The 21,339-nt window shown below is 70.1% G+C and carries 21 protein-coding genes and 1 pseudogene; 10 read left to right on the top strand and 12 right to left on the bottom strand.

Going from position 1 to position 21,339, the window contains the following annotated elements; translation table 11 throughout:
• Positions 1-2: 2 nt before the first annotated feature.
• From ACILR4_RS15440 to ACILR4_RS15425, 4 genes are all read right to left on the bottom strand, one after another.
• Positions 3-746, bottom strand: coding sequence for an ABC transporter ATP-binding protein (locus ACILR4_RS15440; RefSeq protein ID WP_395701739.1), 744 nt, complete (start codon positions 744-746; stop codon positions 3-5).
• The gene (locus ACILR4_RS15435) at positions 743-1,711 is read right to left on the bottom strand and encodes a branched-chain amino acid ABC transporter permease (protein WP_395701738.1); all 969 of its coding nucleotides are present in this window, start codon (positions 1,709-1,711) and stop codon (positions 743-745) included. The genes ACILR4_RS15440 and ACILR4_RS15435 overlap by 4 nt, the downstream gene beginning before the upstream one ends.
• Complete coding sequence (locus ACILR4_RS15430) at positions 1,711-2,583, bottom strand: branched-chain amino acid ABC transporter permease (RefSeq protein WP_395701737.1); 873 nt, start codon at positions 2,581-2,583, stop codon at positions 1,711-1,713. The genes ACILR4_RS15435 and ACILR4_RS15430 overlap by 1 nt, the downstream gene beginning before the upstream one ends.
• A gap of 80 nt (positions 2,584-2,663) precedes the next feature.
• Positions 2,664-3,203: a carboxymuconolactone decarboxylase family protein gene (locus ACILR4_RS15425; protein ID WP_395701736.1), complete on the bottom strand. Its 540-nt coding sequence runs from the start codon at positions 3,201-3,203 to the stop codon at positions 2,664-2,666.
• Between the two features lie 149 nt (positions 3,204-3,352).
• On the opposite strand from ACILR4_RS15425, the gene ACILR4_RS15420 reads away from it, so the two are divergent.
• Positions 3,353-4,222, top strand: coding sequence for a LysR substrate-binding domain-containing protein (locus tag ACILR4_RS15420; protein ID WP_395701735.1), 870 nt, complete (start codon positions 3,353-3,355; stop codon positions 4,220-4,222).
• Positions 4,223-4,229: 7 nt separating this feature from the next.
• Here the strand turns inward: ACILR4_RS15420 and ACILR4_RS15415 are convergent, their stop codons facing one another.
• Positions 4,230-4,439: a hypothetical protein gene (locus ACILR4_RS15415; RefSeq protein ID WP_395701734.1), complete on the bottom strand. Its 210-nt coding sequence runs from the start codon at positions 4,437-4,439 to the stop codon at positions 4,230-4,232.
• A gap of 236 nt (positions 4,440-4,675) precedes the next feature.
• Entirely contained in the window at positions 4,676-4,915 is a 240-nt protein-coding gene (locus ACILR4_RS15410; RefSeq protein WP_395701733.1) for a MerR family transcriptional regulator, read from the bottom strand.
• 109 nt (positions 4,916-5,024) lie between these two features.
• Between ACILR4_RS15410 and ACILR4_RS15405 the strand changes: the two genes are divergently transcribed.
• Together ACILR4_RS15405 and ACILR4_RS15400 are read left to right on the top strand one after the other, a co-directional pair.
• Positions 5,025-5,183, top strand: coding sequence for a hypothetical protein (locus ACILR4_RS15405; protein ID WP_395701732.1), 159 nt, complete (start codon positions 5,025-5,027; stop codon positions 5,181-5,183).
• A 42-nt stretch (positions 5,184-5,225) separates the two neighbouring features.
• A pseudogene (locus ACILR4_RS15400) lies at positions 5,226-6,544 on the top strand (heavy metal translocating P-type ATPase); the annotation flags it as partial.
• Between the two features lie 20 nt (positions 6,545-6,564).
• Here the strand turns inward: ACILR4_RS15400 and ACILR4_RS15395 are convergent.
• Together ACILR4_RS15395 and pobA are read right to left on the bottom strand one after the other, a co-directional pair.
• On the bottom strand, positions 6,565-7,725 hold the full coding sequence (locus ACILR4_RS15395; RefSeq protein WP_395701731.1) for an ABC transporter substrate-binding protein: 1,161 nt from the start codon (positions 7,723-7,725) through the stop codon (positions 6,565-6,567).
• A 90-nt stretch (positions 7,726-7,815) separates the two neighbouring features.
• On the bottom strand, positions 7,816-8,991 hold the full coding sequence (gene pobA / locus ACILR4_RS15390) for a 4-hydroxybenzoate 3-monooxygenase (protein WP_395701730.1): 1,176 nt from the start codon (positions 8,989-8,991) through the stop codon (positions 7,816-7,818).
• Between the two features lie 99 nt (positions 8,992-9,090).
• On the opposite strand from pobA, the gene ACILR4_RS15385 reads away from it, so the two are divergent.
• Positions 9,091-9,990 carry a helix-turn-helix domain-containing protein gene (locus ACILR4_RS15385; RefSeq protein ID WP_395701729.1) on the top strand — a complete coding sequence of 300 codons (900 nt, stop codon included), beginning with the start codon at positions 9,091-9,093 and terminating at the stop codon, positions 9,988-9,990.
• A 116-nt stretch (positions 9,991-10,106) separates the two neighbouring features.
• Here the strand turns inward: ACILR4_RS15385 and ACILR4_RS15380 are convergent, their stop codons facing one another.
• From ACILR4_RS15380 to ACILR4_RS15365, 4 genes are all read right to left on the bottom strand, one after another.
• Positions 10,107-11,774 (bottom strand): PEP-CTERM sorting domain-containing protein, encoded by a 1,668-nt coding sequence (locus ACILR4_RS15380; protein ID WP_395701728.1) that lies wholly within the window; start codon positions 11,772-11,774, stop codon positions 10,107-10,109.
• A gap of 390 nt (positions 11,775-12,164) precedes the next feature.
• On the bottom strand, positions 12,165-13,373 hold the full coding sequence (gene pcaF / locus ACILR4_RS15375; protein WP_395701727.1) for a 3-oxoadipyl-CoA thiolase: 1,209 nt from the start codon (positions 13,371-13,373) through the stop codon (positions 12,165-12,167).
• Positions 13,374-13,401: 28 nt separating this feature from the next.
• A complete protein-coding gene (locus ACILR4_RS15370; protein WP_395701726.1) occupies positions 13,402-14,061 on the bottom strand; it encodes a 3-oxoacid CoA-transferase subunit B in 660 nt (219 codons plus the stop codon).
• The gene (locus ACILR4_RS15365) at positions 14,058-14,753 is read right to left on the bottom strand and encodes a 3-oxoacid CoA-transferase subunit A (RefSeq protein ID WP_395701725.1); all 696 of its coding nucleotides are present in this window, start codon (positions 14,751-14,753) and stop codon (positions 14,058-14,060) included. The genes ACILR4_RS15370 and ACILR4_RS15365 overlap by 4 nt, the downstream gene beginning before the upstream one ends.
• A gap of 176 nt (positions 14,754-14,929) precedes the next feature.
• Between ACILR4_RS15365 and ACILR4_RS15360 the strand changes: the two genes are divergently transcribed.
• The 6 genes from ACILR4_RS15360 to ACILR4_RS15335 all read left to right on the top strand — a co-directional run bounded on the left by ACILR4_RS15360 (position 14,930) and on the right by ACILR4_RS15335 (position 21,310).
• Positions 14,930-16,246 (top strand): HD-GYP domain-containing protein, encoded by a 1,317-nt coding sequence (locus ACILR4_RS15360; RefSeq protein WP_395701724.1) that lies wholly within the window; start codon positions 14,930-14,932, stop codon positions 16,244-16,246.
• The gene (locus tag ACILR4_RS15355; protein ID WP_395701723.1) at positions 16,243-18,357 is read left to right on the top strand and encodes a putative bifunctional diguanylate cyclase/phosphodiesterase; all 2,115 of its coding nucleotides are present in this window, start codon (positions 16,243-16,245) and stop codon (positions 18,355-18,357) included. Before ACILR4_RS15360 ends, ACILR4_RS15355 begins: the two co-directional genes overlap by 4 nt.
• A gap of 97 nt (positions 18,358-18,454) precedes the next feature.
• Entirely contained in the window at positions 18,455-19,708 is a 1,254-nt protein-coding gene (locus ACILR4_RS15350) for a class I SAM-dependent methyltransferase (protein ID WP_395701722.1), read from the top strand.
• Entirely contained in the window at positions 19,705-20,028 is a 324-nt protein-coding gene (locus ACILR4_RS15345) for a DUF1840 domain-containing protein (RefSeq protein ID WP_395701721.1), read from the top strand. Before ACILR4_RS15350 ends, ACILR4_RS15345 begins: the two co-directional genes overlap by 4 nt.
• A gap of 17 nt (positions 20,029-20,045) precedes the next feature.
• Positions 20,046-20,672: a YbhB/YbcL family Raf kinase inhibitor-like protein gene (locus tag ACILR4_RS15340; protein WP_395701720.1), complete on the top strand. Its 627-nt coding sequence runs from the start codon at positions 20,046-20,048 to the stop codon at positions 20,670-20,672.
• Positions 20,669-21,310 carry a histidine phosphatase family protein gene (locus ACILR4_RS15335; protein WP_395701719.1) on the top strand — a complete coding sequence of 214 codons (642 nt, stop codon included), beginning with the start codon at positions 20,669-20,671 and terminating at the stop codon, positions 21,308-21,310. The genes ACILR4_RS15340 and ACILR4_RS15335 overlap by 4 nt, the downstream gene beginning before the upstream one ends.
• Positions 21,311-21,339: the final 29 nt, after the last annotated feature.

Here is a 21,339-nt window from a genome sequence, read left to right as displayed (position 1 = left end):
TCTCAATGCTCGCCGAGGTAGGCGACCTGCACCTCGCGGTTGGCGCGGATCGCGTCGGGGGCGTCGCTGGCGATGACCTGGCCGTTGACCATCACGGTGATGCGGTCGGCGATGCGGAACACCGCGTCCATGTCGTGCTCGACCAGCGCGATGGCATGGCCGGCTTTCAGCGCCTGCAGCAGCGCGAGCATGCGCTCGGTCTCCTCGGCGCCCATGCCGGCCAGCGGCTCGTCCAGCAGCAGCACGCGCGGCCGCGTGGCCAGGCACATCGCGATCTCGAGCTGGCGCTTGGCGCCGTGGCTCAAGGCGCCGGCCGGCGTGGCGGCCTGTTCGGCCAGGCCCGCGGCGGCCAGCGCTTCGCGCGCGGCCGCGCCGCTGTCGGCACAGGCCGCGGCGGATTGCCACAGCGCGAAGGGCCTGGCGAACGCGGCCTGCGCGCACAGCCGCGTGTTCTCGAACACGCTGAACTCGCCGAAGATCGTGGTGCGCTGGTAGCTGCGGCCGAGGCCGGCCCGTGCGCGCTTCGGCTGCGGCCAGGCGGTGATGTCCTGGCCATCCAGCGTGATCGTGCCGGCGGAGGCCGGTATCTCGCCCGAGAGCATGTTGATCAAGGTCGACTTGCCTGCGCCGTTGGTGCCGATCACCGCATGCACTTCGCCGAGCGCGAAGTCCAGCGTCACCGCGTCCACCGCGGTGAGCCCGCCGAAGCGGCGCGTCAGGCCGGCGCATTGCAGCAGCGCGGTCACGACCGGGGCCTCCGCGCCGTCGCCAGCGCGATCAGCCCCTTGGGCAGCAGCGCGACGAAGGCGATGATGGTCACGCCCAGCGTCAGCTGCCAATGGTCGGCCAGCGGGCCCACCAGTGCGGCGGTGGACAGCAGTTCCTTCAGCAGCACGAACGTCACCGCGCCCAGCACCGCGCCGCCCAGCCGGCCCAGGCCGCCGAGGATGATGACCAGCAGCACCGCGCCCGACTCGTGCCACGACAGCATCTCGGGGTTCACGTAACCGTCCTTGGCCGCCACCAGGAAGCCGGCCAGCCCGGCCAGCGCGCCGGCGATCACGAAGGCCGCCAGCTTGTACAGCGTGGTCGGGAAACCGGCCGCGCGCATGCGCTGCTCGTTGACGCGGATGCCGGCCAGCGCATGGCCGAAGCGCGAGCGCCGGATCAGCGCCAGCAGCGCCCAGGTGCCCACCAGCAGCGCGCCGGCCAGCCACAGCATCTGGCGCTTGTCGTCGGTGTCGACCAGCGCGTGGCCGCCCACGGCCAGCACCGGCCGCACGTTCAGGTACAGCCCGTCGGTGCCGCCGCCGAGCTTGGTGTCGTGGAACACGAAGTAGGCCATCTGCGCGAAGGCCAGGGTCACCATGATGAAGTACACGCCCTTGGTGCGCAGGCTCAAGGCGCCGACGAACAGGGCGTACAGCGCCGCGCAGCCCAGCGCCGCGGCCATCAGCCCCGGCAGCGAGCCGGCTGCATCGGTGGGCGAGAGCATCACCGTGGCATAGGCGCCGATGCCATAGAACGCCGCATGGCCCAGGCTTACCAGCCCGGTGGTGCCCACCAGCAGCTCGAGGCTCAGCGCGAACACCGCCAGCGTGACGACGCGCAGCAGCAGGTCTTGCAGGTAGGGGCTCAGCAGAAGCGGCAGCAGCGCCAGAACGATAACGCCGAATGTGGGCGGCCCCCATCGCCATGCGGTCGTGCCCATCACCAGCCCCGCTTCATCAGGCCCTCGGGCCGCCAGACCAGCACGATGGCCATCAGCAAGTACACGCCGATGCCCGAGAGCTCGGCGAAGAACACCTTGCCGAAGGTGTCGACGAAGCCGACCAGGAGCGCCGCGATCAGCGCGCCGGTGATCGAGCCGATGCCGCCGATCACGACGATGACGAAGCTGATGATCAGCACATGCCCGCCCATGCCGGGGTACACGCTGGACATCGGCGCGGCGATCATGCCGGCCAGCGCCGCCAGCGCCACGCCGCCGGCAAACACGATGCGGTACAGCCGCGTGATCGGCACGCCCAGGCCGCGCACCATGTCGCGGTTGCTGGCGCCGGCGCGGATCATCATGCCAAGCCGGGTGCGGTTGACCACGAGGTACAGCGCCGCGCCGATCAGGATGCAGGCGGCCGAGGCGAACAGCCGGTACACCGGGTAGGTCATCAGGCTGCCGAGCGCGATGGAGCCGGAGAGCCAGTCGGGCGGCTTCACGCCATGCACGTCGTTGCCCAGCAGCAGCGAGCGCGCTTCCTCGAACACCAGGATCAGCGCCCAGGTCATCAGCACCTGCTGCAGGTGTTCGCGCTGGTACAGGTAGCTGAAGAAGGCCCATTCCAGCGCATAGCCGAACAGCGCCGCCAGCAGCGTGCCGCACACGAGCATCAGCACGAAGTTCTGGCCGAACAGCGGTGCCAGGCTGAAGGCCAGGTAGGCACCGATCATGTAGAAGCTGCCGTGGGCCAGGTTGATGACGCCCATGATCCCGAAGATCAGCGTCAGCCCCGAGGCCACCAGGAACAGCAGCAGGCCGTACTGGACGGCGTTGAGGCACTGGACGGCGAAGGTGGCAAGGTCCACGGGCAGGGCGGCGCGGCCGATGGCTGGGGCGGCGCATTATCGGCGTGATTCGCCGCCGGCCGCCCCGGCCGCGGTGGCGCTCAGCGCGCGTGCACCGCCGGGAAGTCGATGTCGGTGTGGGCCACGTTGTTGACGTAGTTCGTCAGCACGTTCACCGACACGTTCAGCACGATCTCCAGCACCTCGGCCTCGTCGAAGCCGGCGGCGCGCACGGCCTGCAGGTCGGCATCGCTGACGCGGCCGCGCAGCTCGGTCACGCGGCGGGCGAAGCGCAGCGCGGCGTCGGTGCGCGGGTCGGCCGAATGGGCGTCGCGCGCGGCATCGATCTCGGCATCGGCCAGCTTCACGAGGTTCTTGCCCAGGTAGCTGTGCACCGACAGGCAGTAGTCGCAGCCGTTGTACTCGGCCACCAGCAGCGCGATGCGTTCGCGCAGGCCGGCGTTCAGGCGGCCCTTGGCCAGCGCGCCGTTCAGCGAGAGGTAGCCCTCCAGCCCGGCCGGGGTGTGGCTCACCAGCTTCATCAGGTTGGGCACCACGCCGAGCTGGCGCTGCACGGCGGCCAGCAGCGGCTGGGCGGCTTGCGGGGCTTGTTCGACGGTGGGGATGGCGAGGCGGGACATGGTGGTTTCCTTCAGCAGGGGTGGGTGGTTCGGAGGGGTCTCGCAGCGCGTGTTGCGGGTGTCGCGGTGCGATGGGATGAACTGTGATTGCTTCGGGTCGAAAATAGAATCACACTGCCGCTGAAGTCACTCTTCAAGTGAGCGGAATAATGGATCGTTTCCACCTGCTCAAGGTGTTTGTCGCGGTCTGCGATGCCGGCGGCTTTGCCGGGGCTGCGCGGCGGCTGTCGATCTCGCCGCCGGCGGTGACGCGCGCCATCAACGACCTCGAATCGCTGCTCGGCGTGCGGCTGCTGACCCGCACCACGCGCGTGGTGCGCGTGACCGAGGCCGGACAGCGCTATGCCGAGGACGGTCGTCGCATCCTGGCCGAACTGGCCGAGGCCGATGAATCGGTCAGCGGCCTGCACGGCCAGCCGCGCGGCAAGCTGACGATCACCGCGCCGGCGCTGTTCGGCAGCCTGCACGTGACGCCCATCGTGGCCGAGTACCTGGGGCGCTATCCCGAGGTCAGCGCGGACTGCTGGTTCCTCGACCGCGTGGTGAACATGATGGACGAGGGCGTCGACGTGGCGGTGCGCATCGGCGAGCTGCCGGATTCGTCGATGCAGGCGCTGCGCGTGGGCCAGGTGCGGCGGGTGATCGTGGCCTCGCCGGACTACCTGGCCGCGCGCGGCACGCCGCAGGCGCCGGCCGACCTGGCCGGGCACAGCACCATCGTGGCCAACAGCGTGACGCCGATGTCCGAGTGGCGCCTGCTGCAGGACGGGCAGCTGCGCGCCGTGCGCGTGCAGCCGCGCCTGAGCACCACCAGCACCGACGCGGCCGTGCGCGCGGCGGTGCTGGGCTTCGGCCTGACGCGGCTGCTGTCGTACCAGGTGGAAGAGCACCTGCGCAGCGGCCGCCTGCAGGTGCTGCTGGCCGCGCACGAGCCGCCGCCGCTGCCGGTGCATGTGGTGCACCGCGAGTTCATCGACCTGGCGGTGCAGCGCTTGCGCGAGAACGCGGCGCTGCAGTGAACGGGCCTCAGGCCGAGGGCCGGTGCCCCAGCAGCCGCGCCGGCAGGAACAGGATCGCCGCGATCAGCGCGAAGATCGCGCCGAAGCCGATGCCCAGCAGCGCGAAGGGCAGCGACAGCAGCCAGACGAACGGCGCCAGCAGCAGCGCCAGCAAGGCCAGCGGCCAGCACAGCACGAACAGGATGCACCAGGTGAAGAACAGGATCAGCGTTTTCATCGTCGCCTCGCCTTCGGTCGAGAAGCTGGTGCGGACTGTGCGGCGCTGAAGGCCTGGCGCGCCAGCGCGCTGCGACGGGCTGCAGCGGCAGGCCGGCGGGCCGGCGGAAACGGGCGATGAAGCGTGGCCGCTGCGTCGGGCGGCGAACGGCCGGGGGCTGCTGCGCCAGTGCTCAGTGCGTACCATGGACATGCCGCCGCCGCGGCTGCGACGGCGTTGCCGCGGCGCTGTCCAGGTCATGGAGGATGTCGCACTCGGCCAGCGCGTGGGGCGCTGCGCAGCGCGCGGATCTCGTCGAGCGCCATGGCCAGGTTGCGGCATTGCCGGATGAAGGCCAGCCGCTCGACATGCACCGGCAGGTACAGGCGGTAGTTGTTCGCGGCGCAGGCCGGCGGGGGCAGCAGGCCTTCGCGCTCGTAGAAGCGGATGGTCTCGATGGGCGTTCCGGTGACTTCGGCCAGGGCTCCGATCTTCAAGGGCGCAGCTCCGATGTCCGTGCACGTGAAAGGGCGCCTGACTCTACGTCCGCTACAGGGTCTGCAATCGGGTCCAGTGCCCTTTGACTCTGCGCGATGAAACACGTCCATGCCGGCCACGACCCTGCGCTGGCCCACGAACACCATCACCACCACGATCACGACGCCTGCTGCGCCGGGCCCCGCCGAGGCCGCGCCGCCGGACCCGCAGGCCGACCCCGGCTGGGGGTGCGCGGGCTGCGATTCCAGCTGGGTCAGCGGCTGTTGACGCTGGATGCCGACGAGCCCTCGATCGCCCCGGCGCTCGAGGCCAGTCGCCGCGGTGGCGGTGGGCGCATGGCTGCGCGTCAAGCCCGGGGAGCGCGTGCCGCTGGACGGCAGCGTGCGCGCGGGCCGCAGCAGCCTGAAGCAGGCACCGGTCACCGGCGAGAGCCTGCCGGTCGACAAGGGTCCCGGTGACCCGGTGTTCGCCGGCACCATCAACGCATCGGGCACCTTCGAGTTCGAGGCGCCGGCGCCGGCTTCGGACTCGACGCTGGCGCGCATCATCCACGCCGTCGAGCAGGCCCCGGGCCACCCGCGCGCCGACCCAGGGCTTCGTCGATCGCTTCGCCGCGGTCTACACGCCGGCCGTCTTCGTGATCGCGCTGGCGGTGGCCTTGCTCGGGCCGTGGCTGCTGGGCTGGCGCTGGCTGGTGGGCCTGTACAAGGCCCTGGTGCTGCTGGTCATCGCCTGCCCCTGCGCGCTGGTGATCTCGACGCCGGTCACCATCGTCAGCGGCCTGGCCGCCGCGGCGCGGCATCCTGATCAAGGGCGGCATCCACCTCGAGCAGGCGCGCAAGCTCAAGGCCATCGCGCTGGACAAGACCGGCACCCTCACCGAGGGCAAGCCGCGCTTGGTGGCGTGGGACATGGTCGATCCGGCCACCGGGGCCGCCACCGCCGAACACATCGCCGTGGTGCTGGCCAGCCACTCCGATCATCCGGTCTCGCGCGCCATTGCGGCGGGGCTGAAGGCGAACCATGTGGAGGCCCGGGATTCCACCGCTCTGCCAGGCCGCGGCGTGCAGGCCCGCGTTGGCGACGTTCTTTACGCGTTAGGCAACCACCGCCTGATCGAGGAGCGCGGCCAGTGCTCGCCGACGCTGGAAGCGCGCCTGCAGCAGCACGAGGCCGGCATCGTGCGGGCCCACGGCAACCTGCTGCCCGAGGACAAGCTCGACGCGGTGAAGGCATTGCAGCGCGAATTCGGCCCCACCGCGATGACCGGCGACGGCATCAACGACGCGCCCGCACTGGCCCAGGCCGACATCGGCGTGGCGATGGGCGCGGCGGGCACCGACACCGCGATGGAAGCGGCCGACGTCGTGGTGATGAGCGACGACCTGCGGCGCATTGCCGAAACGGTGCGGCTCTCGCACAAGACCCATGCGGTGCTGTGGCAGAACATCGCGCTGGCCCTGGGCATCAAGCTGGTGTTCCTGGTCCTGGCCGTCTTCGGCCACGCGACGATGTGGATGGCCGTCTTCGCCGACATGGGCGCGAGCCTGCTGGTGGTGGCCAACGGGCTTCGCCTGCTGGGCCAGGGGCGGCAGCGGGCCCGTCAACCGGCCGGGCCCGGCGCGTAGCGCGCTGTTGCGGCCGCCGTTCAGCCCTTGCAGCCGCGCCCGGGGTCGGCCAGTGCCTTCACCGCGATGCCGCTGTTGACGTTGTAGAGGCCCTTGACCTCGCGGATGTAGAAGTCCTGCACCGGGTTGCGCTGCGGCGAGAGCGTGAACCGGCCGCGCGGGCTGTCGATCGTGGCCTTGTTCATCGCGGCCAGCATCGCGGGGCGCTTGGCCATGTCGCCCTTCACGGCGTTCAGGCCGGCGGCCAGCAGCTGTGCGGCGTCGTAGCCCTGCACCGCATAGACGTCGGGGTTGCTGCGGTAGGCCACCGCGAACTTGTTGCGGAAGTCGTTGTTGCGCGGGGTCTCGATGTTGTCGGCGTAGTGCAGCGTGGTGATCAGGCCCTGCGCCGAGGCGCCCTGCGCTTCGAGCGTGCCATCGGTCAGGAAGCCCGAGCCCATCAGCGGCACGGTCTTCTTCAGGCCCGCGGCGTCGTAGTCCTTGACGAACTTCACCGCGCCGCCGCCGGCGAAGAAGGCGAACACCACGTCGGGCTTCTGCGCGGCGATCTCGGTCAGCAGCGCCTGGAACTCGACGTTGGGGAACGGCAGGGTCAGGTCCTTCACCACCTTGCCACCGGCCTTCTCGAAGGCTTCGGTGAAGCCCTTCACCGTCTCGGTGCCGGCGGCGTAGTTCCAGGTGATGGTCATCGCCTTCTTGTAGCCCTTCTGCGCCGCCACCACGCCGGTGGCGTAGCCCGGCTGCCAGTTCGAGAACGAGCTGCGGAAGATGTTCGGCGCGCATTGCGGGCCGGTGATGCCGTCGGCGCCGGCATTGGGGACGATCAGCAGCGTGTTGCTTTCCTTGGCTGCGCGCGCCATCGCCAGCGCGACGCCGGAGTGCACGGTGCCGACGATCACGTCGACGTTGTCGCGCTTGATCAGCTTGTTGACGTTGTCGGTGGCCTTGGACGGCTCGGACTCGTCGTCGACCTTGAAGAACTGGATCTCGCGGCCCGCGAGCTTGCCGCCCTGCTCGTTGATGTAGAGCCGGAAGCCCTTCTCGATGTTGTCGCCTAGTGCGGCGAAGGTGCCGGTGTAGGGCAGCATCAGGCCGACCTTCAAGGGCGCCTGCTGGGCCTGGGTGGCCAGCGTGGTGGTCGCTGCGATGGCGGCCAGCGTGAGCTTCAGGATCGGGGGCATCGGACTAGTCTCCAGCGTAGAATCGGGAGACGCATTGTGGAGGGCCGCCCCAGCGGCGGCCCTCGGTATCTGCCCCGGGCCAATGGCGGATCAGGCCATCGGCAGGCCGACGTAGTTCTCGGCCAGCGCGGTCATCGCCGCCTGCGAGCTGAACAGGTACTCCAGCTCGGCCTGCTGCATGCGGGCGCCGAAGCTGCCGTTCTCGGGGAACTTGTGCATCAGCATGGTCATCGACCACGAGAAGCGCTCGGCCTTCCAGATGCGGGCCAGCGCGCGCTGCGAGTAGTGGTCCAGGCCCTTGGCGTCGCCGCGGTAGTGGTCGGTCAGCGCCTGCCACAGGTAGCCCACGTCGCTGGCCGCGAGGTTCAGGCCCTTGGCCCCGGTGGGCGGCACGATGTGCGCCGCATCCCCGGCCAGGAACAGCGAGCCGAAGCGCAGCGGCTCGGCGACGAAACTGCGCAGCGGCGCGATGCTCTTCTCCAGCGACGGGCCGGTGACCAGCTCGGCCGCAGTGGCCGCGGGCAGCCGGCGCCGCAGTTCCTGCCAGAAGGCCTCGTCCGACCAGTTCTCGACCTTGTCGTCCAGCGAGCACTGCAGGTAGTAGCGGCTGCGGGTCAGGCTGCGCTGGCTGCACAGCGCGAAGCCGCGCTCGTGATTCACGTAGATCAGCTCGGGGTTCACCGGCGGCGTGTCCGACAGCAGGCCCAGCCAGCCGAAGGGGTAGACCTTCTCGTGCTGCGTGATCGCGCCGGCCGGCACGCTGGCGCGGCACACGCCGTGGAAGCCGTCGCAGCCGGCGATGAAGTCGCATTCGATGGTCTCGCGGCGGCCGCCATGCTCGTAGTGAACGCGGGGCCGGGCCGTGTCGAAACCCTCGATGCGCACGTTCTCGGCCTCGTACACCGTGGGCAGCGCGGCGGCGCGGCGTGCGTCCATCAGGTCGCGCGTGACCTCGGTCTGGCCGTAGACCATCACGCGCTTGCCAGTCAGGCCATGCAGGTCGATGCGGTGGCGCTGGTCGTTGAAGCACAGCTCGATGCCGTCGTGCGGCAGGCCCTCGCGGTGCATGCGTTCGGCGACGCCGGCCTGCTCCAGCATGTCCACCGCCACCTGCTCCAGCACGCCGGCACGGATGCGGCCCAGCACGTACTCGGCGCTGCGCTGCTCGAGCACGATGTTGTCGATGCCGTTCCTGGCCAGCAGCTGCCCCAGCAGCAGGCCCGAGGGGCCGGCACCGATGATCGCGACTTGGGTCTTCCGGCTCATGCGCTTGTCTCCAGCGGCAGTTTGTCGAGCCGTCAAGGTTAGGCCCGCGGCGGCGCCGGCTCAATGGACAGAAAGCGCGACCACTTGGACAATTCGAACATGAGCCGAGCCCTTGCCGCGACCCCCAGCCTGCCCGCCTACGCGCTCTACGGCGAGGCCGGCCGCACTCAGGCCACCGACTGGCTGCACTGTGAGACCATCCGCGAGCGCAGCCAGCGTCACGACTGGGAGATCCGCCCGCATCGGCACGAGTCGCTCTTTCAAATTCTGCACATCCACGGCGGCCAGGCCGAGGTCCTGCTCGACGGCGCGCAGACCGCGCTGCGCGGCCCCTGCGTGCTGACGGTGCCGGCGCTGGCGCCGCACGGCTTCCGCTTCGCGCCGGACATCGACGGCAGCGTGATCACCGTGCTCGAACGGCACCTGGTGCAGCTGCTCTCGGGTGCCGGCACGCTGGCCACGCGCGTGATGCGGGCGCAGACGCTCGCTTGGCCGCGCGGCGCGGCACCGGCGCGCGCGCTGGCGCAGGCGGTGATGCAGCTGCGCGCCGAATTCTTCGGCACCGCGCCCTGGCGTGACGTGGCGTTGGACGCCGCGCTGCTGAGCCTGGTGGTGGCCTTGGGCCGGCATCTGCCGGAAGACAGCGCCGAGCAGCCGGCCGCGGCCGGCGAGCGCGCGCTGGCGCATGTGCGGCGCTTCCGCGAACTGGTGGAGCAGCGCTTCCGCGAGCAGCCGACGCTGGCCGCGCTGGCCGCGCCGCTGGGCATCACGCCGACGCAGCTGAACCGCGTGTGCCACCAGGTGCTGGGCCATTCGGCGCTGGGCGTGCTGCATGGCCGGCTGGTGCTGGAAGCGCAGCGCGACCTGGCCTACACCACGCTCAGCGTCAAGCAGATCGCCCTGGGCTTGGGGTTCGGCGATGCCGGCTACTTCACCCGCTTCTTCCAGCGCGAGACCGGCCACACGCCCAGCGCGTGGCGGGCGCAGGCGGTGCGCTGAAGTCAGCGGCTGACGTCGACCAGCGTTCCCGTCCGTCGCGGGACTGGCTCGACCCGCTTCGGCGCCCCGCAGGCCATGCGGGGGCGAATGCCAGGCAAGCCGGCCGGGATGCCGCCTCAGCCTTTGCGCCGCCGCCGCGACCAACCCAGGGCAGCCACGGCCGCGGCGACGAGGCCAACGGTTCCGGGTTCGGGAATCCTCGTCACGTACACGCCGGACCAGCTTTCATCGGCATTCGCCATGCCGGCATTGATGGCCAGCCAGCCGTTGCGGAATCCATCGCGCTCAATGCCCAGCGAGGTGATCTGCATGCCAGCGGCCGCGGGGTCAACCAGCGCGCCATCCATGCCGGTTTCGAGAATCGTGAAGATCTCGTCGCTGAAGTTGCCATACAAGCCGGTTGCACCGGCGGTCGTCAGCCCCTTGAACACCGCGCGATCATCGTCCAGCGCCACGAATGCCGATGACCGCCAGCGCGGCGCTTCCTGGTCCGCTGTCGGGTCCCCCGCATCTTCCGGGGCGCCCGAAAAGGTCCAGAACAGGAAATCGTCGAACTGCGCGTCTGTCTGGGCCTTCATCGTGATGGCACCGGTGTCCACGTCGACGACGAAGATGCCTTGATGCAAGGGCACCTCGAAGGTGTAGATGCCATCACCTGCCACGCCGCTGGTGTCCTGGCTCTTGCAGGATGCGATCAGAGAGGCATTCCCGTCGGTCGGGCAGGTGACGGTGACGGCCTTCGTCTGGCTCCCCCAGGATCCCCAGAATCCGACCTTGCTGCCATCGAACGACAGGGCTTCGCCGATGGTCTTGAATGTCTCCGTGATGCCGTTGCCCACGGCCGAAACACCAATGCGAACCAGGCCCTTGAGTTGGTGCAAGGAGTCTGACAACGATGTGACGAAGATGCCGCCCGCGGTCGGGGCCGCTTCGTTGTCCAGGCCCGTGAACACCACCCGGCCATCGGAAGCGCTGGGCGGCGCTGTCGAGCCGAAGGTGGCCATGGCGCCATGGCCATTGCTGTCGAACTGGTCGCCGCTCGCCGCGATCTTCTGCACCGGGGATAGACCGCCATTGGCGATGGTGTCCCGGTAATAGATGCCCGTCTGGCCGATAGCAGAGCCGTCGGTCCAGTTCCCCTTGAAGACAACGGTGCTGCCAGTGACGGAAGGGGCGCCGGGAAATTGGTCGAAGCGGGTGGCGGCCACCGTGCCCGGCACCTGGAAATGGCTGAGGTCCGGATTGGCGACATTGCCCAGCAGGCTGGCACCGGTGACGAGGGTTCCCTGAGGGTTCGTGTAGATACCCGATGTGCCAGCCCGTGTCGTGACGCCCGGGCTGGTCTCGTACTCGAAGACTGGGTTCGACTGACCCCGGAAGGCCACCGTGTTCGACCTTGCGTCGATGCGTGGGAAGGCAGGGAACTCGGTGAATGTGGCGGCCAGGTTGTTCGGCGGCGGGACCGTGCTGGCCGACGACATGTTGCTGGCGATGGTGGATACGGCTGCATCCGCGACGGACATGTCGCGGGTGAACACGCCGCGCAGCGGTTCGCCGCCGCCGTTACCGGTCGGGGCACGTGCGCGCCCCCGAAAAACGACGAGCCCGCTGTCATTCACCGACGGCTGGTTGTAGCTGAAGAAGCGCAGGTCGTTTGCATCCGGCGCGAGCGTGGCATTGTTGACCACGGTCGACCATTGCAGAGCCGGCGCCGCGATCGCACTGCCATTTCCGAAGATGGCGAGCGAGCACGCCGGAATGAACCCCAGTTTCATTTGCTTCATGTTGAACCCCAACGTCAAGACGACCCAGCACCCGTTGCCACCGCGCCTGCGGCAAGCCGGGAATCGACTGCTGCTGTGCGTTAGTGGAGAATTCGCAATTAATGATATTTACGGGTCCGAGGGGGTCAACAGCGCGCTCCCCCCGGGGCGCGGGGGTCCGGGACGCCTTGGATTGAGCGTGCTCAACGGATGCTGTTTTTCGTCCTTGAGGCAGGCCGTTGGCGGCCACCGGTTGCCCCGGGATTCACTGCCCAGCGATCCGCTGACGCCGATCCGAATGGCGCGGCGGCGCGCCGGTGGCCGCAGGGGGGCTCGCCGCGGCGGTGACGGAGTTCGTCGACTCCCGTCGGGCGTCATCGCCCATCGTTTGACGGGTCGGTCGAGCCGTCGTCAAGCCCGCTCGAGGATCACCGCGATGCCCTGGCCGACGCCGATGCACATCGTGCACAGCGCGTAACGGCCGCCGCTGCGCTGCAGCTGGTTCACCGCGGTGGTGGCCAGGCGGGCACCGCTGGCACCCAGCGGATGGCCCAGCGCAATGGCGCCGCCGTTGGGGTTGACGCGCGCATCGTCGTCGGCCAGGCCCAGTTGGCGCAGCACCGCGAGGCCCTGCGCGGCGAAGGCTTCGTTGAGCTCGATCACGTCCATCTGCGCCAGGCTCAGGCCGGTGAGGGCCAGCACCTTCTGCGTCGCCGGCGCCGGGCCGATGCCCATGATGCGCGGCGGCACGCCGGCGGTCGCCATGCCGACCACCCGGGCGCGCGGGGTCAGCCCGTGCTTCGCCGCGGCGGCCTCGCTGGCCAGCAGCAGCGCGCAGGCGCCGTCGTTGACGCCGGAGGCATTGCCCGCGGTCACGCTGCCGTCGGGCCTGACCACGCCCTTGAGCTTGGCCAGCGCTTCCAGCGAAGTCTCGCGCGGATGCTCGTCCTTCGTGACGACTATCGCCTCGCCCTTCTTCTGCGGGATCGTCACCGGCACGATCTCGGCATCGAAGAAGCCGGCCTTCTGCGCGGCCACGGCCTTCAGCTGCGAGGCCAGCGCCATGCGGTCCTGGGCCGCGCGCTCGATGCCGAACTCCACCGCCACGTTCTCGGCCGTCTCGGGCATCGAGTCGACGCCGTAGCGCTCCTTCATCAGCTTGTTGACGAAGCGCCAGCCGATGGTGGTGTCGTAGACCGCGTTGCTGCGCGAGAACGCGCTCTCGGCCTTCGGCATCACGAAGGGCGCGCGGCTCATGCTCTCGACGCCGCCGGCGATCATCAGCTGCGCTTCGCCGCTCTTGATGGCGCGCGCGGCCGTGCCCAGCGCGTCCAGGCCCGAGCCGCACAGGCGGTTGATCGTCGCGCCCGGCACGCCCGCCGGCAGGCCGGCCAGCAGCGCGGCCATGCGCGCGACGTTGCGGTTGTCCTCGCCGGCCTGGTTGGCGCAGCCGAAGAGCACATCGGTCACCGCTTCCCAGTCGACGGCCTGGTTGCGCGCCATCAGCGCGGCCAGCGGGATGGCGCCGAGGTCGTCGGTGCGCACCGAGGACAGGCTGCCGCCGTAGCGGCCGATGGGGGTGCGCACGGCGTCGCAGATGAAGGCTTGGGGGGTGCTCATGGACTCGGGTCTCCTCGGTGGATCGGATTCAGGCCGCGGCGGGCGGCTGCAGCGGGACGGCGGTGAGGGCCTGCAGGTCGTCGAAAGCCAGGCCTTCGACGATCTCGCGCACACGGGCCACGCCGGCCGCGAGCTCGATGATCGCCAGGTCGGTGTAGACGCGCTTGACGCAGGCCAGGCCGGTCAGCGGGTAGCTGCAGCGCGGCACCAGTTTGCTCTCGCCCTGCCGCGTGTGGTGTTCCATCACGACCCAGGTGGCCTGGGCGCCGATGGCCAGGTCCATCGCGCCGCCGACGGCCGGAATCGCATCGGGCGCGCCGGTGTGCCAGTTCGCCAGGTCGCCGTTCAGCGCCACCTGGAACGCGCCGAGCACGCAGATGTCGAGGTGGCCGCCGCGCATCATCGCGAAGCTGTCGGCATGGTGGAAGTAGCAGCCGCCGGGCCGCAAGGTGACCGCCTGCTTGCCGGCATTGATCAGGTCCCAGTCTTCCGCACCGGCCGGCGGCGGCGGGCCGAAGCCCAGCACGCCGTTCTCGCTGTGCAGCAGCACCTCGCGCTCGGGCGGCAGGTGGCTGGCCACCAGCGTGGGCAGGCCGATGCCGAGGTTGACCACCGCGCCGTCGGGGATGTCGCGCGCGATGCGCTGCGCCATATCGGCGCGGCTCCAGCGGCGGGCAGCTGTCGTCATGCGGCCTCCTGCGGCGCTGTGGCGGCCCGGCGCGGGATCTGCACCAGGCGCTGCACGTACAGCCCCGGCGTGACCACCGCTTCGGGATCGAGCGCGCCGAGTTCGACCTGCTCGAACACCGTGGCCACCGTGATGCGCGCGGCTGCCGCCATGATCGGCCCGAAGTTGCGCGCGGTCTTGTTGTAGACCAGGTTGCCCCAGCGGTCGCCGCGCTCGGCCTGGATCAGCGCGTAGTCGGCATGCAGCGCGTGCTCCAGCACCTGGCCGCGGCCCTGGAGCATGCGCGTCTCCTTGCCTTCGGCCAGCGCCGTGCCATAGCCGGTGGGCGTGAAGAAGGCGCCGATGCCGGCACCGGCGGCGCGGATGCGCTCGGCCAGGTTGCCCTGCGGCACCAGTTCGAGCTCGATCTTGCCGGCGCGGTACAGCGCGTCGAAATGGTGGCTGTCGGCCTGGCGCGGGAACGAGCAGACGATCTTGCGCACGCGGCCCGCGGCCAGCAGCGCGGCCAGGCCGGTGTCGCCGTTGCCGGCGTTGTTGTTGATCACGGTGAGCCCGCGCGCGCCCTGCGCGATCAGCGCGTCGATCAGCTCGTGCGGCTGCCCGGCGCTGCCGAAGCCGCCGATCATCACCGTGGCGCCATCGGGCACATCGGCCAGGGCACTGGCCGCGGAAGACCGGAATTTATTGATCACGGTTGTGCGGAGAGGTGGACGGAAAGTTCGTATATCGAACATGCGTTCCGATTGCGAACATTGTAGGCCCAAGCTGCCCATTTCTTGGCGTTGAAACAGGCCGAGGGTCAAGTTCGGGTGGCGGGCTGCCGAAGTTCTCCACAGGCAATCCTCAGGACTGCAATAGGGACAGGACCATGGCGGCATCGACCATTGACATCGACAACCTGCGCGTAGGCATGTTCGTTCACCTCGACCTGGGATGGTGGGCGCATCCGTTCGCGCTGTCGAGCTTTCTGCTGTCGTCGCCGGACCAGATCGCGACCATCCGCGGACTGGGCCTGAAGCGCGTGCGCTGGAGCCCGGACAAGAGCCGCCTGGCCGAGACGCCTTCGGGCCAGTGGCAGACCCTGCCGGGCGCGGACGAGAACGAGGCCACGCCGGCCGACGGCACGCCGGCCGAAGCCCCGGGCGCCGCGGCGGCGGCCGAGGCCGCCGCCGAACGCCACCGCGCCGCGCTGGCCGCGCAGCGCGAGGCCGAGCGGGTGTGCGCCCAGCAATATGCCGAGGCCGGCCAGGCCTGGAAGGCCGCGATCGAGCAGGTGCAGACCCTGCCGCTGGCCGGCCGCGAATCGACCGAATGGCTGACCCGCTCGCTGCTCGACAAGATGATGATCGACGGCGAGCTGTGCATCCGCGTGCTGGCCGACAGCCCGGGCGACCGCAACTGCGCGCATGCGCTGAACGTGGCGGTGATCTCGCTGCTGATGGGCCGCGTGTTCGGCTTCAGCGAGACCGAGATGCTGGACATGGGTGTCGGCGCGCTGCTGCATGACGTGGGCAAGCTCGACATCCCCGAACGCCTGCGCCTGCCCGATGGCCAGTTCAGCGCCGCCGAGAACACCCAGTACCGCGAGCACGTGGCGCATGGCATCGCCCACGGCCAGCGCATGAACCTGAGCCCAGCGGCGCTGGCCGTGCTGGCCCAGCACCACGAGATGGCCGACGGCTCGGGCTTCCCGAACCGGCTGAACACCGAGCGCATGTCGGCGCTGGCGCGCATCGTCGCGCTGGTCAACCGCTACGACAACCTGTGCAACCCGGCGGTGCCTTCGCATGCACTCACGCCGCATGAGGCGCTGTCGCTGATCTTCGCGCAGGCCAAGAGCAAGTTCGACACGACGATGCTCAATGCCTTCATCCGCATGATGGGCGTGTACCCGCCGGGCTCGATGGTGCAGCTCACCGACGACCGCTATGCCACGGTGATCAGCGTCAATTCCTCGCGGCCGCTGAAGCCGCGCGTGCTGGTGTGCGAGCCCAGTGTGCCGGTGGAGGAAGCGCTGCTGCTGAACCTGGAAGAAACCGCCGATCTCGGCATCCGCCGCAGCCTGAAACCATCGCAACTGCCGGTGGCCGTGCAGAACTACCTGTCGCCGCGGCAGCGGGTGGTGTACTTTTTCGAGCCCGCCGTGATGCCGGCCTTCGCCGCGCACGAGGAACTGGCCGCGTGACCTTCCCCGATCCTTCCACCGCCCCCAGGCTTGCCGCCTGGTCGCAGCTGCTCGCCGCGATGGCCGATGCCGCCTGGCTGGTGGATGCGCACGGCCTGCGGGTCTGCGCCGTCAACGACGCCGCCTGCGACCTGCTCGGCCGGCCGGCCGAACAGCTGTGCGACATGGCCGCGCCGCGGCTGATCGCGACGCCGGAAGACCAGGCGTTCTGGGACCAGCTGGCCCAGGGCCCCGTGGCCGGCCATGCCTGGCTGGACTCCGAGACCACGCTGGTCAGCGCCAGCGGGCGCCTGGTGCGCGTGCAGCGCCGCATCCAGCCGCTGGCCGAAGCCGGCGCGGCGCCCAGCCATTTCCTCGTGACGCTGCAGGACCGCACCGAGCAGCAGCGCCAGCAGGACGAACGCGAGGCCCTGCTCGCCGAGCTCCAGGCCACGCTCGAATCCACCGCCGACGGCATCCTGGTCACCGACCTGGCCGGTCGCATCACCGCCTTCAACCGCCGCTTCGCGCAGATCTGGGGCATCCCCGAGGCGCTGCTGACCCAGCGCAACGACGAGGCGGTGTACGACTGGATGCGCCGCAGCGTCGTCGACCCCGAGGCCTACCAGCGCCGCCTGGCCGCGATCCAGGACGCCACGCTGATGCAGGCCAACGAGCGGCTCACGCTGCTGTCGGGCCAGGTGATCGACCGCGTGACGCAGCCGCAGAATTGGCAGGGCCGGCCGACCGGCCGCGTCTGGGCCTTCCGCGACCAGACCGAGCTCGAGCAGGCCAGCCAGCGCATCGCCGCGCTGACGGTGACCGATGGGCTCACCGGCCTGTTCAACCGCCGCCAGATCGGCGAGGCGCTGGCCGATTCGATCCACCAGGCGCGGCGCAGTAACGGCACGCTGGCGTTGCTGATCCTGGACCTGGACCGCTTCAAGCAGATCAACGACAGCCTGGGCCATGAGATCGGCGACCGCGTGCTGCTGGACACCGCCGAGCGGCTGAAGACCTGCCTGCGCCAGGGTGACCAGGTGGCGCGCATCGGCGGCGACCAGTTCGCGCTGCTGGTGCAGCATGTCGACAGCCGCGGCGCCGAGGCCGCCGCGCGGCGCGTGCTCGAAGCCATCTCGCGCCCCTGCGCGGTGGATGGCCTGCAGTTCACGATGACCTGTTCGGTGGGCGTGGCGCTGTTCCCGGTGGATGGCGACGATGCCGACCAACTGGTGCGCCATGCCGAGACCGCGATGCAGCGCGCCAAGCAGGGCGGCCGCGCGGGCTTTCGCTTCCACCAGCCGCACCACGATGCCGACCTGCGCCAGCGCATGCGCCTGGACCATGCCATGCGCCAGGCGCTGGCCTCCAACCGCTTTCGGCTGAAGTACCAGCCGCAGCTGGACCTGGCCAGCGGCGCGGTGGTCGGTGCCGAGGCCCTGATCCGCTGGCGCGACCCCGAGCTCGGTGAAGTCTCGCCGGCCGAATTCATCCCCGTGGCCGAGGACTCCGGTTTCATCGTCGCCGTCGGCGACTGGGTGCTCGCGCAGGCGGTGCGCCAGGCCGCACGCTGGCGCGCCGAGGGCTTGTTGATGCCGGTGTCGGTGAACGTCTCGGCGCTGCAGTTCCAGCAGGCCGACTTCATCGACCGCGTCGCCGCGGTGCTGCGCGACAACGAACTGCCCGGCTCGCTGCTCGAACTCGAGCTGACCGAATCGATCCTGGTGCACGACGCCGACGAGGCGCTGCAGCGCCTGTCGCAGCTGTCGCAGCTGGGCGTGCGCCTGGCGATCGACGACTTCGGCACCGGCTACTCGAGCCTGGCCTACCTGAAGCGCTTCCCGATCGAGCGGCTGAAGATCGACCGCAGCTTCATCGAAGGTGTGCCGCAGGACGACAGCGACGCCGGCATCGTGCGCGCGATCATCCAGATGTCCACCGCGCTGGGCATGAAGGTCATCGCCGAAGGCGTCGAGACCGAGCCGCAGCGCGCGTTCCTGCTCGAAGCCGGCTGCGACCAGTTCCAGGGCTTCCTGTACGCCCCGGCGCTGGACGCGCTGAGCTTCGACGAGCGCGTGCGCGGCCGCCCGCGCGGCGGCGCCCGGCCGCAGCTGAGCCTGGTCGGACGTTGAGCGTCCTCAGGCCGCGCCCGCCGCGGGCCGGCCGTGGCGCCTTGCAGCGCATGGCGAATCTGCCCAGAATGGACCGCGGATCCTCCTCGCGCGTCCCATGCAGCCCCTAGAAGCCATCGTCCGCGACAAGTTCACCGCCCTCGACACCCCCGCCGCGCTGATCCTCCCCGGCGGCCGGCGCATCGGGCCCGAGTCCGCACGGCTCATCGTGCAGCTCAACGACATGCGCTCGCTGGCCCACGTGGCCGCCGGCCAGGTCGGCAAGCTGGCCGAAGACTATGTCGAAGGCCGGGTCGAGATCGACGGCAGCATGCGCGACCTGATGGCCAGCGCCACCGGCCTGATGGGGGACGACCCCACCCGCGGCACCGAGGCCGGACCCTGGGCCTGGTGGCGCGGGCTGATGCGGCGCGGCAAGTCGCTGGCCAAGCACAGCGCCGAGACCGATGCACGGCAGGTGCAGTTCCACTACGACGTGTCGGACGACTTCTACGCGCTGTGGCTGGACCCGCGGCGCGTCTATTCCTGCGCCTACTACAGCGAGCCGTCGATGACGCTGGCGCGCGCCCAGGAGTCCAAGCTCGACCACATCTGCCGCAAGCTGATGCTGCGCGAGGGCGAGCGCTTCCTGGACATCGGCGCCGGCTGGGGCGGGCTGCTGCTGTGGGCGGCCGAGCACTATGGCGTGCGCGGCACCGGCATCACGTTGTCGAAGAACCAGCATGCCCACGTGAACCGACTGATCCAGGAGCGCGGGCTCTCCGGCCGCGTGACGATGGAACTGCTGGACTACCGCGCGCTGCCGGAAGACCAGCCCTGGGACAAGATCGCCTCGATCGGCATGTTCGAGCATGTGGGCGCGGCGATGCTGCCGACCTACTTCGGCAAGCTGTACCGGCTGCTCAAGCCCGGCGGCCTGCTGATGAACCATGGCATCACCGCCGGCGGCACGCGCAATGCGCAGCTGGGCGCGGGCATCGGCGATTTCATCGAGCGCTACATCTTCCCCGGCGGCGAACTGCTGCACCTGTCGCACGTGTTGCGCGACCTGTCCGAAGCCCGGCTCGAGGCGCTGGATGTCGAGAACCTGCGGCCGCACTACGCGCGCACGCTCTGGGCCTGGTCCGACGGGCTGGAGTCTCAGCTCGGCCGCGCGCGCGAGATCACCGCCGAGAAGGTGGTGCGCGCCTACCGCCTGTACCTGGCCGGCTGCGCGATGAGCTTCGAGCAGGGCTGGATCTCACTGCACCAGGTGCTGGCCTCGCGGCCCACCGGCGCGGCCGGGGACGGGCCGATGCGGGGGGCACAATCGAGCTTCCCGTTCCAGCGCGCCTACATGTACCGACCATGATCTACAAGTTCAAGAGCAAGGCCGCGGGCGACCTGATCATGCTGGGCCCGAATGGCGACGCGATGCTGCGCGCCATCGGCCGCGAGCCGGAGCCCAAGGGCATCATCGAGCCGGCGGCGATGGCCGCGGCGATCAGCGGCATCGAGCGCGCGATCGCCGAAGACGAAGCCGCGCGGGCCGAGGCCGAGCGCGAAGCGGCCGCCGAAGGCCGCACGCTGAAGCCGGCCGAGGGCATCGGCTTGCGCCAGCGCCTGTGGCCGATGGCAGAGATGCTGCGCCGCGCGCAGGCCGCAGAGCAGCCCATCGTCTGGGGCGTTTGAGAAAAAAGGGCGAGACCATGAAACTCTGGAGCGACAGCTGGCCCAACGGCGAGCCGATTCCCGAACGCTTTGCCGCCGGCAAGCTCACGGCCGACGGCGTGGGCTTCTCCGACAACCTGAGCCCGCACCTGGCCTGGAGCGGGCTGCCGGCGGGCACGCAATCGCTGGTGCTGATCTGCCACGACTTCGACGTGCCCAGCCGCGGCGACGACGTGAACCAGCCCGACCGCGAGGTGCCCGCCGACCTGCCGCGGGTGGATTTCTTCCACTGGGTGCTGGTGGACCTGCCGCCGCAGGTGAGCGGCCTGGCCGAGGGCGAGTTCAGCCGCGGCTTCACCGCCCGTGGCAAGCCCGGGCCGGCTGCGCTGCATGGCGCGCGGCAGGGCCTGAACGACTACACCGGCTGGTTCGCCGGCAATGCCGAGATGGCCGGCCAGTACTTTGGCTATGACGGCCCGTTCCCGCCCTTCAACGATTCGCTGGTGCACCACTACGTGTTCACGCTGTACGCGCTGAGCGTGCCGCGCCTGCCGGTGGAGGGGGTGTTCACCGGTGCCGATGTGCGCCAGGCGCTGGCCGAGCGCGTGCTGGGCACCGCCACGCATTCGGGCACCTACACGCTGAACCGCAGGTTGCGCGGTTGAGCGAGGCCACCCGCATCATCGCGATCCGCCATGGCGAAACCGCCTGGAACGCCGAATCGCGGCTGCAAGGCCAGCTCGACATCCCGCTGAATGCGCGGGGCCGGGCCCAGGCCGCGCAACTGGCCGAGGCGCTGCGCGAAGAAGGCCTGGCACTGGTGATCAGCAGCGACCTGGGTCGCGCCGCCGACACCGCCCGGGCGCTGGCCGAGCCGCTGGGCCTGCCGCTGCACTTCGATGCCGGGCTGCGCGAGCGCGGCTTCGGCGCGATGGAGGGACGTACCTTCCAGGAGATCGACGCCCACGCGCCCGAGTACGCGCTGCGCTGGCGCCGGCGCGACCCCGATTTCGGGCCGCCGGGCGGCGAGCGCCTGATCGATTTCTACGCCCGCAGCATCGCCGCGGCCGAGCGGCTGGCCCAGGCGCATGCCGGGCGCACGATCGCGCTGGTCACCCATGGCGGCGTGCTGGATTGCCTGTACCGCGCGGCCACCCGCATCGAGCTGCAGGCTTCGCGCACCTGGCAGCTGGGCAATGCGGCGATCAACCGGCTGCTGCACACGCCCGAGGGCTTCACGCTGGTCGGCTGGAACGACCACCAGCACCTGCTGGCGCTGGCGAAGGACGACGCGGCACACTAGGTGCCGCGTCTTTCGTGCGTCAGCAACGC

Source organism: Aquabacterium sp. (assembly GCF_044226965.1).
GTDB lineage: Bacteria > Pseudomonadota > Gammaproteobacteria > Burkholderiales > Burkholderiaceae_C > Pseudaquabacterium.
The sequence above is the reverse complement of the archived record's forward strand: the minus strand, read 5'-3'. Positions and strand labels throughout refer to the sequence as shown.

Excerpts from the sequence above, each read along its gene's own strand:
- pcaF (WP_395701727.1), bottom strand. The coding sequence starts at position 13,373 with ATGAGCACCCCCCAAGCCTTCATCTGCGACGCCGTGCGCACCCCCATC.
- ACILR4_RS15415 (WP_395701734.1), bottom strand. The coding sequence starts at position 4,439 with ATGAAAACGCTGATCCTGTTCTTCACCTGGTGCATCCTGTTCGTGCTG.
- ACILR4_RS15420 (WP_395701735.1), top strand. The coding sequence starts at position 3,353 with ATGGATCGTTTCCACCTGCTCAAGGTGTTTGTCGCGGTCTGCGATGCC.
- ACILR4_RS15370 (WP_395701726.1), bottom strand. The coding sequence starts at position 14,061 with ATGACGACAGCTGCCCGCCGCTGGAGCCGCGCCGATATGGCGCAGCGC.
- ACILR4_RS15395 (WP_395701731.1), bottom strand. The coding sequence starts at position 7,725 with ATGCCCCCGATCCTGAAGCTCACGCTGGCCGCCATCGCAGCGACCACC.
- ACILR4_RS15350 (WP_395701722.1), top strand. The coding sequence starts at position 18,455 with ATGCAGCCCCTAGAAGCCATCGTCCGCGACAAGTTCACCGCCCTCGAC.
- ACILR4_RS15425 (WP_395701736.1), bottom strand. The coding sequence starts at position 3,203 with ATGTCCCGCCTCGCCATCCCCACCGTCGAACAAGCCCCGCAAGCCGCC.
- ACILR4_RS15360 (WP_395701724.1), top strand. The coding sequence starts at position 14,930 with ATGGCGGCATCGACCATTGACATCGACAACCTGCGCGTAGGCATGTTC.
- ACILR4_RS15340 (WP_395701720.1), top strand. The coding sequence starts at position 20,046 with ATGAAACTCTGGAGCGACAGCTGGCCCAACGGCGAGCCGATTCCCGAA.
- ACILR4_RS15405 (WP_395701732.1), top strand. The coding sequence starts at position 5,025 with ATGCCGGCCACGACCCTGCGCTGGCCCACGAACACCATCACCACCACG.
- ACILR4_RS15385 (WP_395701729.1), top strand. The coding sequence starts at position 9,091 with ATGAGCCGAGCCCTTGCCGCGACCCCCAGCCTGCCCGCCTACGCGCTC.
- ACILR4_RS15435 (WP_395701738.1), bottom strand. The coding sequence starts at position 1,711 with ATGGGCACGACCGCATGGCGATGGGGGCCGCCCACATTCGGCGTTATC.
- pobA (WP_395701730.1), bottom strand. The coding sequence starts at position 8,991 with ATGAGCCGGAAGACCCAAGTCGCGATCATCGGTGCCGGCCCCTCGGGC.
- ACILR4_RS15380 (WP_395701728.1), bottom strand. The coding sequence starts at position 11,774 with ATGAAGCAAATGAAACTGGGGTTCATTCCGGCGTGCTCGCTCGCCATC.
- ACILR4_RS15345 (WP_395701721.1), top strand. The coding sequence starts at position 19,705 with ATGATCTACAAGTTCAAGAGCAAGGCCGCGGGCGACCTGATCATGCTG.